The organism is Pseudooctadecabacter jejudonensis, assembly GCF_900172275.1.
GTDB classification, from domain to species: domain Bacteria; phylum Pseudomonadota; class Alphaproteobacteria; order Rhodobacterales; family Rhodobacteraceae; genus Octadecabacter; species Octadecabacter jejudonensis.
The window spans coordinates 63,542-75,610 of the sequence record NZ_FWFT01000004.1 but is presented as its reverse complement, the minus strand read 5'-3'; the positions used below and the strand labels follow the sequence as shown (position 1 = coordinate 75,610).

Genomic DNA, 12,069 nt, shown 5'->3' with positions numbered 1-12,069 from the left:
CGCGCGTGGGGGATCCTCCCCTCGCGCGTTTTTCATCTGCAGGACCCGCAATGCGTAAACTCCTTTTCCCAGTGATCATCGGCGCAGGCGGCATTGCGATTTTGCTGCACCTTATGGTGTGGCAGATCAACCGGCTTGAGTGGAAAGAGGCGGTGATCGCACAGATCGAGGCCCGCTTGACTGCCGATCCTGTTCCGCTTCCCGAAACGGTTGACCCGGAGGCGGACAATTACCTGACCGTGATCCTGCAAGGCACCCCCACGGGGGAGGAACTGCGCTTTCTTGACAGTGGCACGCCCGCAGGCACCGGCCACCGCATCATTTCTGCGTTTGAAACCCGCGAGGGTCGGCGCATCATGGTCGATCAGGGCCTGTTGGAAAAAGACGACACCGCCGCACAGGCCGCGGCCCCCGCAACACAGACCGTCACGGTCCAAGGCAATCTGATCTGGCCCGATGATGTTTCAGACCAGGCTCCCGACGGAGATGAATGGTACGCCCGCGACGTGCCCGCCATGGCGGCAGCCCTGAACACGGACCCTGTCCTCGTGGTTTTGGCTGCCGCGTCGGATTATGACCCGCGTTTGACGCCCTTGCCCGTCGACACGCGGACGATCAAGAACGACCATCTGGAATATGCCATCACATGGGGCCTGCTGGCGATCGTGTGGGGGGCGATGACGATCTTTTATGTGGCGCGTGGATTGCGCCGGAAGGACACTTGATATGATGTATGTCTCAACCCGTGGGACCGCCCCGAAGCTGACGTTTGAAGAGGCCATGATGACAGGCCTTGCCCGCGACGGTGGCCTGTATGTACCGGAAGAGATCCCGACGCTGAGCACCGATCAAATCGCCGCAATGGCGGGCGCATCTTATGAGGACGTGGCCTTCACGGTGATGAAGCCTTTTATCGGCGAGACGTTCACCGATCATGAGTTTCGCAATCTGATCGACACGGCCTACGCGGGCTTCAACCACGCCGCGCGCGCGCCCTTGAAACAGCTCGACAACAACCACTTTCTGTTGGAGCTGTTCCACGGCCCCACACTGGCGTTCAAAGACTTCGCGATGCAGTTGATCGGGCAGATGTTTCAGGCCTCTCTTACGCGGTCGGGCAATCGGATCACGATTGTAGGGGCCACATCGGGCGACACAGGATCGGCGGCGATTGAAGCGTTTCGGGGCCTGAGCAACGTCGACGTCTTCATCCTCTACCCCCACGGTCGCGTGTCTGAGGTCCAGCGCCGCCAGATGACCACGCCCACCGAAAGCAACGTGCATGCCCTGGCGCTGGATGGCGATTTTGATGACTGTCAGGCCGCGCTGAAGGATATGTTCAACGATTTCGACTTTCGCGATGGGGTGAACCTTGCGGGCGTCAATTCGATCAACTGGGGGCGCGTGCTGGCGCAGGTGGTCTATTTCTTCACCTCCGCTGTGGCCGTGGGCGCGCCGCTGCGGCCTGTGTCCTTCACCGTGCCCACAGGCAATTTCGGTGACATTTTTGCGGGCTACATCGCCAAACGCATGGGGCTGCCGGTGGATAAGCTGGTGATCGCAACGAACCAGAACGACATCCTGCACCGCACGCTGGAAACCGGCGCGCAGGTGAAGGAAGGCGTAACGCCGTCCATCAGTCCGTCGATGGACATTCAGGTGTCGTCCAATTTCGAACGTGCGCTGTTTGAGGCCAACGGGCGCGATGGCGCAACCGTGGCCGAACAAATGGCAGACCTAAAGGACAAAGGCGCTTTCACCATCAGCCAGGGTGCCATTGAGATGTTGCGCGAGACCTTCGCATCCGGCCGCGCATCGGAGGATGAGACGTTCCACGCGATCACGTCTGAGCTGACACGCTCTGGCGAATTGCTGTGCCCCCACTCCGCCGTTGGCGTGCATGTGGCCGACGCCCATCAATCTGCCACCCCGATGATCACGCTGGCCACGGCGCACCCCGCCAAATTCCCGGCTGCTGTGGAAAAGGCAACGGGGCTGCATCCCCCCTTGCCGCCGCACATGGCGGACCTGTATGAGCGGGACGAACGCGTGACGCAGGTGCCAAATGATCTGGCGGCGCTGCAAACCCTGATCAAGGAACGGATTAAACAGTGACCGTCCAGCAGCACACCTTGTCCAATGGGTTCCGCATCGTGACGGAACAAATGCCTGGCCTCAAATCCGCCTCCTTAGGGATTTGGGTGATGGCAGGCGGGCGCCATGAACGGCCCGAACAGAACGGCATCGCGCATTTTCTGGAACATATGGCGTTCAAAGGCACCGATCGCCGGTCCGCGTTGCAGATTGCCGAAGAGATTGAGGACGTGGGCGGCTACATAAACGCCTATACGTCGCGCGAAATGACGGCCTATTACGCGCGTGTTTTGGAAAACGACGTGCCGCTGGCTTTGGATGTGATTGCGGATATCCTGCTGAACCCCGTGTTCGACCAAAACGAGATCGAGGTTGAGCGCGGTGTGATCTTGCAAGAGATCGGTCAATCGTTGGACACACCGGACGATATTATCTTCGACTGGCTGCAGGAAGAAGCGTTCCCCGATCAAGCCCTCGGCCGCACGATTTTGGGACCCACCGAGCGGGTCAGCAGTTTTGCGCGCAACGATCTTTCGAATTTTGTGGGGGAGCATTACGGCCCCGATCAGATGATCCTGTCGGCGGCGGGTGCTGTTGATCCCGATCAGCTGTTGGCCTTGGCAGAAAAGCTTTTTGGTCACCTGCCGCGCCGGTCCCGGCCGCCAGCGGCCCAGGCGGCGGCGTTTGCCGGTGGCGAACGTCGGGTCGTTAAGGGGTTGGAACAAGCCCATTTTGCGCTGGCCTTTGAAGGGCCGAATTATCGCGATCCGGGCATCTATACGGCCCAGATCCATGCCATCGCCATGGGCGGCGGCATGTCGAGCCGTTTGTTTCAGGAACTGCGTGAAAACCGCGGCCTGTGTTATACGATATTTGCCCAAGCGGGCGCCTATGCCGATACGGGCATGATGACGGTTTATGCCGGCACCTCGGCTGAGGATCTGGCCGAGCTTGCGACGCTGACCATGGACGAGATGAAGCGCGCAGCCGACGATATGAGTGCCGAAGAAGTGGCCCGCGCACGGGCGCAGATGAAAGCGGGAATGTTGATGGGACTGGAAAGTCCGTCAAACCGCGCGGAACGTCTGGCGCGGATGGTCGCGATTTGGGGTGAGGTGCCGACGATTGATGACACGATCGCGCGGATTGATGCCGTCACGACCGGTGACGTGCGGGCTTTTGGCGGTGAGTTGATTACATCTGCCGGAACGGCCTTGGCCCTTTATGGCCCCGTGGATGACGCGCCGGAACTTGATGCGTTGAAAGCCCGATTGGTGGCCTGATGTTGCGGGTGCGTCGCAAGGTCCGCCTGGAGACGGAGCGCCTGACCCTGCGTCCGCCCATCCATTCCGACTTTCGCCAATGGGCTGCCTTACGACAGGAGTCCGCGGCGTTTTTGCAGCCGTGGGAGCCCACATGGGCCGCAGATCATTTGACCCGCAAGAGTTTCACCAACCGTGTCTACTGGGCGCAGCGATCCATTTCCAACGGCACCGCCGTGCCCCTGTTTTTGATCCGGCGCAGCGATAAGAGCGTTTTGGGCGCCATCACGCTGGATCATATCCGGCGCGGGCCTGCGCAGGCGGGCACGACAGGATATTGGATCGGGCAAGCTTATGCACGGCAGGGCTATATGCGGGAAGCCATTGAGGCCGTGGTGCATTATGCGTTCAACACGCTGGATTTGAGCCGCATTGAGGCGGGCTGTTTGCCTGAAAACACACCGTCACGCGGTCTGCTGGAAACCTGTGGCTATAAGTACGAGGGCGTGGCGCAGGCCTATTTGCAGATCAACGGGCGTTGGCGCAATCATGTGCTTTATGCGAACCTGCGGCATGATCGCCGTGGGCGGACGGATGTAGGATAGTTCGGGTCGATCAGACGATCGGGTCCTGCGGACGGCGGGGGCGCCCCTGCGGGGCGCGGAATTTAGGTATTTTTGACCCAAAGAAACAGGGCGTCGGGCCCAGTTTGGGATGGGGTTTGAAGGAGCGTGCGGAATGGAGCTAAGGTCGGCGACGTCTGAGTTTGTGGATCAGTTGAAAGCTGTTCTTCCTGCTGCCGCGTTTGCGGCGGATCCGGCAGGCTTCTTGCAAGAGCCCCGCGGCCGCTGGGCGGGGCAGGGTGTTGTTGTGTCCCCTGATTCGGTTGAGGAGGTTTCCGCGCTGGTTGCGGCCTGTCATGGCGCGTGCGTACCTGTTGTGCCGTATTCCGGCGGAACGGGATTGGTCGGCGGGCAAGTGAGTGCGGGTGGGGCTGTGCCTGTGGTTTTGTCTTTGGGGCGGTTGGGGCGCATTCGTCGCGTCTATGCTGATGAGAATGTGATGGAGGTCGACGCAGGTGCCATTCTTGCGGATGTGCAGCAGCGGGCGGCTGATGCAGGGCGGTTGTTTCCACTGTCTTTGGCCTCAGAGGGGTCGGCGCGGATCGGGGGGCTTTTGGCCACGAACGCGGGCGGATTGAATGTGATCCGCTATGGCAATGCGCGGGCGCAGTGTCTGGGGCTTGAGGTTGTGCTGGCCGACGGGACCATTTGGAACGGGATGAGTCGTCTGCGCAAGGACAACACGGGCTATGATCTGCGCGATCTGATGATCGGATCGGAAGGGACCTTGGGTGTGATCACGGGCGCGTCTTTGCGCCTGATGCCGCGCCCTGCGGAGGAGGCAACGGCGATGTTTGTGGTGCCGTCCCCAGCAGCGGCGGTGCACCTGCTTGGCCTTGCGGGCGATGTGTTGGGTGAGACGATCAGCGGGTTTGAGTTGATCCACCGTCAGGGGTTCGATTTTCTGGATGAGGCTAAGTTGTCGTATCATGCGCCTTTCGCGCAAACGCCTGAATGGTCGGTCTTGATGAAGGTCGGCATGGGACAAGGCCAAGCGCCGGAGGCGGCATTGACGACACTGTTTGAGGCGGCCGGTGATTTGGTCAGCGATGGCATTATCGCCCAATCGCAGGCCCAAGCAGATGAACTGTGGGCGATCCGCGAGATGATCCCGGAGGGCAACCGGCGCATTGGGTCGGTGTCATCGCACGACATTTCGGTGCCCATTTCGGCGGTGCCCGACTTTATTGACCGCGCGCCCGGACTGCTGGCGCAGATCGATGACTTCAGGATCAATTGTTTCGGGCATCTGGGTGACGGAAATCTGCACTATAACGTCTTTCCTCAGCCAGGCCGAAGCCGCGCGGATCATGAGCATCAGCGCGATGCGGTGAAGGCATGCGTGCATGATCTGGTGCACGAGATGGGGGGATCGGTCAGTGCCGAACATGGCGTCGGTCGGCTGAAGGTGGCGGATTTGGAAAAGTACGCAGATGCGGCCAAGCTGGCGATGATGCGGGCGATTAAACAGGCTCTTGATCCGCGTGGAATCCTCAACCCTGGTGCGGTTTTGCGGGGCTGACCTTGCGTCCTGCGGCGCAGGCCCTTAAAGGGGGCGCGAACCCGTAAAATAGGGACAAACGATGCCAGTTTTGGTGATGAAATTCGGCGGCACATCTGTCGCCACATTGGACCGGATCAAACGCGCGGCAAAACGCGTGGGCGTTGAGGTCGCGAAGGGCTACGACGTGATCGTCATCGTCTCGGCCATGTCTGGTGAGACGAATAAGCTGGTGGGCTTTGTCGGTGAAACGTCGCCGCTCTATGACGCACGTGAATATGATGCGGTCGTGTCGTCCGGTGAGAACGTGACAGCGGGGCTGATGGCACTGACGTTGCAGGAAATGGACGTGCCCGCGCGCAGCTGGCAAGGCTGGCAGGTGCCGGTGAAAACGACCAGTGCCCACAGCTCTGCGCGGATTGAAGAAATCCCCACGGACAACATCATGGCCAAATTCGGTGAGGGCATGAAAGTGGCGGTCGTAGCTGGTTTCCAAGGGGTCAGCCCTGAGGGGCGCATCACCACGCTGGGGCGTGGTGGGTCTGATACCACGGCGGTGGCCTTTGCTGCGGCCTTTGGGGCGGAGCGTTGCGACATTTATACGGACGTCGATGGCGTCTACACCACCGACCCTCGGGTGACCGACAAGGCCCGCAAGCTGGACAAGATCGCGTTTGAGGAGATGCTGGAATTGGCGTCTCTTGGGGCGAAGGTCCTGCAGACACGCTCGGTTGAATTGGCGATGCGGTATAAGGTGCGCTTGCGCGTGCTCAGCTCATTTGAAGAACAATCCGACGAGGCAGGAACCCTCGTTTGTGCGGAGGAAGAGATCATGGAATCCAATGTCGTGGCCGGTGTGGCCTTTAGCCGTGATGAGGCCAAGATGACGCTGATTTCGGTGGCCGACCGCCCCGGAATTGCCGCCGCTATTTTCAGCCCATTGGCTGAGGCGGGCGTGAATGTGGACATGATTGTCCAGAACATCTCTGAGGAGGGGCGGACGGATATGACGTTCTCGTGCCCTGTGGATCAGGTCGCCCGCGCAGAACAGGCGATGGAGGCCGCGAAGGCCGCCGGCGATATCAACTTCCACGATTTGGTGGCCGATACGAATGTGGCCAAAGTATCCATCGTGGGCATCGGGATGCGGTCCCACGCGGGTGTGGCCGCCAAGATGTTCGAGACGCTGCGCGACGAAGGCGTCAACATCAAGGTCATCACCACATCCGAGATTAAGGTCAGCGTGCTGATCGACCGTAAGTACATGGAATTGGCCGTGCAATCGCTGCACGATGCGTTCGGGCTAGAGACAGCAGCGTGATCGTTCGCCCGCTTGAGCAGGCGGACTGGTCCGCGTGGGATGCGCTATATGCGGGGTACGCCGATTTTTATCAGGTAGACCAAACGCCCCAGATGCGCGCCCTTGTGTGGGAATGGATCATGGACCCCGCGCATGAGGTGGACGGCCTTGTGGCCGCTGATGGGGATACTTTGATCGGCTTTGCCCATATCAGGCCTTTTGCCCGCCCGTTGGCGGCGCAAACTGGCCTGTTTCTGGATGATCTTTTCGTGTCTCCCGCGGCACGTGGGTCAGGCGCTGCGCAGACGTTGATTGAGGCCGTCCGCGTGCGGGCCGCGGCGGACGGGCATGGCACCGTGCGTTGGATCACAGCACATGACAATGCCCGCGCCCGCAAGGTTTACGATACTTTGGCCGCGCCCATTCCCTTCACCACCTACGACATGGATGTGTGATTGTCGTCTATTGGGCCGTGGGGATGACCGGGGCACATTTTAAGGTCTAGTCTTTGATGCGGGTCACGATCAGAGGCATTGCGGGCTTCCAGCCTCGCGGTTAGGTTGTCGGCAAGACGACGTGGGGACCCAATGGCAGAACGATTTGAGACTGAAAGCCGAAAACTGCTCGGCCGTCTTCGGGATGTCATGGCATCGGGGGGCGAAGGACAGGCGCGGCTGAACGAAATCGTGCGTCTGATCGCGTCGTCGATGAAGGCCGAGGTCTGTTCGATCTACCTGTTCCGTGACGATGAAACGCTTGAATTGTGTGCGACCGAGGGGCTGGAGCAAGAGGCCGTTCACCAAACGCGGATGCGGCTTGGCGAAGGTCTGGTGGGCCGAGTGGCGCGGACCAAACACGTTGTGAATACGGCCGATGCCCCTGCCGCGCGCGGCTTTCGGTACATGCCGGAAACCGGCGAAGAACGGTATTCCAGTTTCTGCGGCATTCCGGTGCAGCGGTTGGGCACAACCATGGGTGTCTTGGTCGTACAAAGCCGCGACAGTCGCGAATTCACCGCCGATGAAGTCTACGCGCTTGAGGTCGTGGCCATGGTCCTGGCCGAGATGACCGAATTGGGCGCCTTTGTAGGCGAAGGCGCGGCCCTGAAGGCGCGGCATCAGGAACCGGTCATGTTTCGCGGTGCCGTGGGCCAAGAAGGGGCGGCGGGCGGGAATGTCTACCTGCATGAGCCCCGCGTGGTTGTCACCAATGTCATTGCCGATGACCCAGAGGCGGAATTGATCCGCCTGCGTGAGGCCGTAGATACCTTGCGCATTTCCGTCGACGACATGCTGACCCAGACGACGACGGTAAATACGGACCAAAAACAGGTGCTTGAGGCCTATCGCATGTTTGCCAATTCGCGCGGTTGGATGCGCCGGATGGAGGCCGACATCGCCCAAGGTCTCTCCGCTGAGGCGGCTGTGGAAAAGGAACAATCGCTGGCGCGCACGCGGATGGAACAGGCCGACAGCTATCTGCGCGACCGCCTGCATGACCTTGACGATTTGTCCAACCGCCTGCTGCGCATTCTGACAGGCCAAGGGGCGGATACCGGGGCCGAAATGCCCGACAACCCTGTTCTCGTGGCCCGCAACATTGGCCCTGGGGAGCTGTTGGATTATGGCAAAACCCTGAAAGGCATTGTGCTTGAGGAAGGGTCTGTGGGCAGCCACGCGGCCATCGTCGCACGGGCCTGGGCCATCCCGCTGGTGATCCGCACGCAGGGCATCACGACAGAGGCGTTGAACGGCGACAAGATACTGGTCGATGGTGAACAGGGCATCGTTCATCTGCGCCCTGACGAACAGGTTCAATCCGCTTTCGCCGACAAGGTGGCCATGCAGACTGAGGCACAGCTGCGGTATGCCAGTATTCGTGATCTGCCTGCCCAAACCCAGTGTGGATCGGTGGTGTCGCTGCATATGAACGCCGGTCTGATGGCGGATTTGCCGTCACTCGAAAGCAGTGGCGCAGAGGGCGTAGGGCTGTTTCGCACCGAATTGCAGTTTCTGGTGCGCAATCAGATGCCCAAGCGGGCTGAACTGTCGGCACTGTATGCCCGCGTGATGGATGCCGCACAGGGGCGGCGCGTGGCGTTTCGCACGCTCGATATCGGGTCGGACAAAGTGCTGACCTATATGAAGCCCAACGATGAACCGAACCCTGCCATGGGGTGGCGGGCGATCCGTGTGGGGCTGGAAAAACCTGGCGTGTTGCGCATGCAGCTGCAGGCGTTGATCCGCGCGGCCAACGGGCGACCCTTGACGGTGATGTTCCCGTTTATCGCGCAGCTTGAAGAATTCCGCATGGCGCGGGCCGAGTTCGACAAGGCGATGGAACGTGAACGCATCCTGGGTCATCCGCGGCCCAAGTCGGTGGAAATCGGCGCGATGTTGGAAACGCCCAGCCTTGCCTTCGCGCCGGATGTTTTCTTTGAAGAGGTCGATTTTATTTCGATCGGCGGAAACGACTTGAAACAGTTTTTCTTCGCCGCCGACCGAGAGAACGAACGCGTCAGGCGGCGCTATGACACGCTGAACGTCAGCTTTCTGACGTTCCTGCAGACCCTGATTGCGCGGTGCAAAGCACACAACACCCCCGTCAGTTTTTGTGGTGAGGACGCAGGCCGCCCGGTGGAGGCCGTGGCCTTCGCCGCCATGGGCCTGCGCAGCTTGTCCATGCGGCCCGCGTCCATTGGGCCGGTCAAGCATCTATTGCGACGCGTTAATCTCGACGAGGTCGCAGCGGTGATTGAAACCGCCCGCGATGAGGGCGAAATGTCGGTGCGCACCGCGATAATGGACTATCTGCGCGGCAAAGCGTAAAAGGTGCGGCGCGAAACTTTTTTGCCGTTCGCGCCGTTTCTTTCACATGGTGCTGATGGAAAAATCAGGGCCAAAGCCTTGGTGGCATAGCTGCCAAACAAGGCAGGGCCGCCAATGGGCAGGCCCGACGGCGACGCATTTGGGAGGGTGCGTCGCCGTTTTCTATGCTGGCTATCCCTCGGGCGTCCACAGTGCGGTGTCGGGGTGAAACTGTGACCACGCGAACCAAAACGCCTGATGGCTTCCCAAATCCGCGCCACCCGCATCAACGGCCCTGATCCCGCCAGCATCAAGCGTCAGCTGCACGTCGTCAAACGTCACATCCGCGCCTGATTGCAAGGCCAGTTGTGCTGCCCCGCGTTCAAAGGCCACGGGTCGGCCAGATCCGGTGATCACGCCGATGATGTCGTCTTGCACCGACAATCGCGGATCCACGTCGCCCACGGGAAAGATCGGGCCATTGGCATCGCGTGTGTTGCGGAAATCAAAGTTACGCCCAAGGGCAAGATCCTCGACCAGCACTGTCGTGTCGGGATGCGCTGCCTTCCAGTCGCCCCATGTGGTGGTGATGACAGTGGCTTGGTCCAACGTCACACCAGCCTCGGCCAAGGGGCCAGTCACGGCGCGGCCCAAAAAGGTGTCGAACACGGAATAAGTGACGCGATCATACATGACCTTGTTGGACCGGATCAGCAGGCCAGAGGTGCGCAGGATCGGCCGGACATCAGCCCCTTCGACACGGTCGGTGAAATAGGCCTGCATTGCGCCGCACAGGGTGCAATAGGGAATCCCGAGATCGCGCCCGCCCAAGGTGTCATTGACCATCTCACGCACTTCCATGATCTGGCGGGGGTAGGCGCGGGCCTCGCCATTCACTTCGATCCCGAACACGATGGCGTCTTCGGCCAGCCATGTGGCCTCTTGTGCCGTCTCTACTTCAGGGTCATCAGCGGCGGGGATGCAGTTGCACAGCGCGTCCTCCCCATAGGGTCTGTCGTCGATCAGAACCCCGCCCCAGCTGACCATGCGCCAGTCAATGTCGCCTTCCACGAAGATGCGGTCCCATCCGGGCACAAAATGCGTGAAAATCCCGCGTTTGTGCTGCAGATAGCCGGGGTAGGCGGGGATGTCCCATGCGATCAGATGGTTGGTCAACTCATCCCAGCGGCGAAATTCCGTATATTCGATATCCAACAACTCCGCGGCCGCCGCGGCCAGCGCATCGTCAAAACTGCGCTGCCACGTGAACCGCATCATATCGCTGATCAACCACGCAAGACGCGGATCGCCGGAGGCTGCGATTTCGGCCAAAGCCTCCTCTTGATTGCTGGACCACAGCGATTGGGCAAGGCTTTCGACAAAAACGACAGCGACAGCACGTTGCAGCTCAGGGGGCAGCGCCCCGTCCGGAATGGCAGGCGGTGTGCCGAATTCAGCGATCACATAATCAGGCAAATCTGTCGTTTGGGCCTGCGCCGTGGCAGGCCCGATCAGCGCCAGGCCCAAAAGTGACACATCAAGGAGCGAACGAAAACGGGAGCGGGGCATGGCGGTTTGGCCTTTGGCTGATATGTACACGTTATCCTTGCCCAAACCGCGCGGTGCGCGCCAATCAAACTCTCGTCAGATGGGGGTAAGATTAGGCGCGCAGGGCAGGGCGTTGCAGCTGGGCGAGGTCGGCGTGAAAGGCATCGGCCACGGCCTCCGCCCCGTGGATCCGCCCCAAGGCCCGCAGGCCGAAATGCACATGGGCCAGATCGGTATAGTAGCTGACGAAGGTGTAATTGGTGCCAGCCCCCGCCGCAGCGCCCAAGATTGGCACGGTTTGCGAAGCAAGTTTTTGGCCCAACACGGTGGCAAATTTCGGCGCAACCTTGCCGATCAACTTGTTGATCGCGGCGCCCGAAAGGCCCAGCCGCGCGCCGATGAACGAGGTGTCGATGCCGTCGTCTTCCGCCCCCGGCCCGCCTTTGCCAAAGACGTGCAGACATTGCGCGCGTGTCTCGGGCGCCATCGGGTTTTCGCCGTGCAGTTCTGCGATTTGTTGGACCGCGCGGAAGATGACTGTGGTGGCGATGGGCAATTCGGCCACCGCTGTGGGCAGCCCGCCGATGCCGCCCAAGGCGCCAGACACGGACGCCAGCGCCTTATGGGCGCGGTCTGTGGCGATCATCCGGCCAAGGCCACCTTGGCTGCGACCCGCCGCATCATAGCTGGCGCGCAGGGCACGGGTGGCGGCGGAATCCAGTCGGGCGCGGGCGCCTTCGGGCAACATTTTCATGCCGTCTTCGACCTGACCGCCCAAGTAGGTGATGACCTGCATCAGAACGCCTGTTGCATTGTGTTGCCGCTGCGCGAGGGCCGCGATCTCGGCCTTTGCCGCATCAGTCAGCGGGGCTGGGGGCATCTGGCTGTCGGCCTTTCCGGCAGTATCGGTGTCTTGCGTCATGTCTCTAAATTG

General features: G+C 60.7%; 10 protein-coding genes. 8 read left to right on the top strand and 2 right to left on the bottom strand.

Annotation, left to right across the window (positions count from 1 at the left end; genetic code table 11):
* Positions 1–50 precede the first annotated feature (50 nt).
* From PSJ8397_RS12485 to ptsP, 8 genes are all read left to right on the top strand, one after another.
* Positions 51–725, top strand: a complete 675-nt coding sequence (locus PSJ8397_RS12485) for an SURF1 family protein (protein ID WP_085864956.1) — start codon at positions 51–53, stop codon at positions 723–725.
* A gap of 1 nt (position 726) precedes the next feature.
* Positions 727–2,115, top strand: a complete 1,389-nt coding sequence (gene thrC / locus PSJ8397_RS12480) for a threonine synthase (protein WP_085864955.1) — start codon at positions 727–729, stop codon at positions 2,113–2,115.
* Positions 2,112–3,377: a M16 family metallopeptidase gene (locus PSJ8397_RS12475; RefSeq protein WP_085864954.1), complete on the top strand. Its 1,266-nt coding sequence runs from the start codon at positions 2,112–2,114 to the stop codon at positions 3,375–3,377. Before thrC ends, PSJ8397_RS12475 begins: the two co-directional genes overlap by 4 nt.
* Positions 3,377–3,961: a GNAT family N-acetyltransferase gene (locus tag PSJ8397_RS12470; RefSeq protein WP_085864953.1), complete on the top strand. Its 585-nt coding sequence runs from the start codon at positions 3,377–3,379 to the stop codon at positions 3,959–3,961. Before PSJ8397_RS12475 ends, PSJ8397_RS12470 begins: the two co-directional genes overlap by 1 nt.
* Before the next feature lie 133 nt (positions 3,962–4,094).
* Complete coding sequence (locus tag PSJ8397_RS12465; protein ID WP_085864952.1) at positions 4,095–5,501, top strand: FAD-binding oxidoreductase; 1,407 nt, start codon at positions 4,095–4,097, stop codon at positions 5,499–5,501.
* 61 nt (positions 5,502–5,562) lie between these two features.
* Positions 5,563–6,801 carry an aspartate kinase gene (locus PSJ8397_RS12460; protein WP_085864951.1) on the top strand — a complete coding sequence of 413 codons (1,239 nt, stop codon included), beginning with the start codon at positions 5,563–5,565 and terminating at the stop codon, positions 6,799–6,801.
* Entirely contained in the window at positions 6,798–7,235 is a 438-nt protein-coding gene (locus PSJ8397_RS12455) for a GNAT family N-acetyltransferase (RefSeq protein ID WP_085864950.1), read from the top strand. The genes PSJ8397_RS12460 and PSJ8397_RS12455 overlap by 4 nt, the downstream gene beginning before the upstream one ends.
* 132 nt (positions 7,236–7,367) lie before the next feature.
* The gene (gene ptsP, locus PSJ8397_RS12450; RefSeq protein ID WP_085864949.1) at positions 7,368–9,608 is read left to right on the top strand and encodes a phosphoenolpyruvate--protein phosphotransferase; all 2,241 of its coding nucleotides are present in this window, start codon (positions 7,368–7,370) and stop codon (positions 9,606–9,608) included.
* Between the two features lie 171 nt (positions 9,609–9,779).
* On the opposite strand, the gene PSJ8397_RS12445 is transcribed toward ptsP, so the two are convergent.
* Together PSJ8397_RS12445 and PSJ8397_RS12440 are read right to left on the bottom strand one after the other, a co-directional pair.
* A complete protein-coding gene (locus tag PSJ8397_RS12445) occupies positions 9,780–11,156 on the bottom strand; it encodes a DUF3179 domain-containing (seleno)protein (RefSeq protein ID WP_085864948.1) in 1,377 nt (458 codons plus the stop codon).
* Between the two features lie 91 nt (positions 11,157–11,247).
* Positions 11,248–12,057 carry an EcsC family protein gene (locus PSJ8397_RS12440; RefSeq protein WP_085865134.1) on the bottom strand — a complete coding sequence of 270 codons (810 nt, stop codon included), beginning with the start codon at positions 12,055–12,057 and terminating at the stop codon, positions 11,248–11,250.
* Positions 12,058–12,069 lie beyond the last annotated feature (12 nt).

What these genes read in the sequence shown, in the direction of transcription:
- PSJ8397_RS12485 (WP_085864956.1), top strand. Translation starts at nt 51, where the DNA reads ATGCGTAAACTCCTTTTCCCAGTGATCATCGGCGCAGGCGGCATTGCG.
- thrC (WP_085864955.1), top strand. Translation starts at nt 727, where the DNA reads ATGATGTATGTCTCAACCCGTGGGACCGCCCCGAAGCTGACGTTTGAA.
- PSJ8397_RS12470 (WP_085864953.1), top strand. Translation starts at nt 3,377, where the DNA reads ATGTTGCGGGTGCGTCGCAAGGTCCGCCTGGAGACGGAGCGCCTGACC.
- PSJ8397_RS12465 (WP_085864952.1), top strand. Translation starts at nt 4,095, where the DNA reads ATGGAGCTAAGGTCGGCGACGTCTGAGTTTGTGGATCAGTTGAAAGCT.
- PSJ8397_RS12460 (WP_085864951.1), top strand. Translation starts at nt 5,563, where the DNA reads ATGCCAGTTTTGGTGATGAAATTCGGCGGCACATCTGTCGCCACATTG.
- ptsP (WP_085864949.1), top strand. Translation starts at nt 7,368, where the DNA reads ATGGCAGAACGATTTGAGACTGAAAGCCGAAAACTGCTCGGCCGTCTT.
- PSJ8397_RS12445 (WP_085864948.1), bottom strand. Translation starts at nt 11,156, where the DNA reads ATGCCCCGCTCCCGTTTTCGTTCGCTCCTTGATGTGTCACTTTTGGGC.
- PSJ8397_RS12440 (WP_085865134.1), bottom strand. Translation starts at nt 12,057, where the DNA reads ATGACGCAAGACACCGATACTGCCGGAAAGGCCGACAGCCAGATGCCC.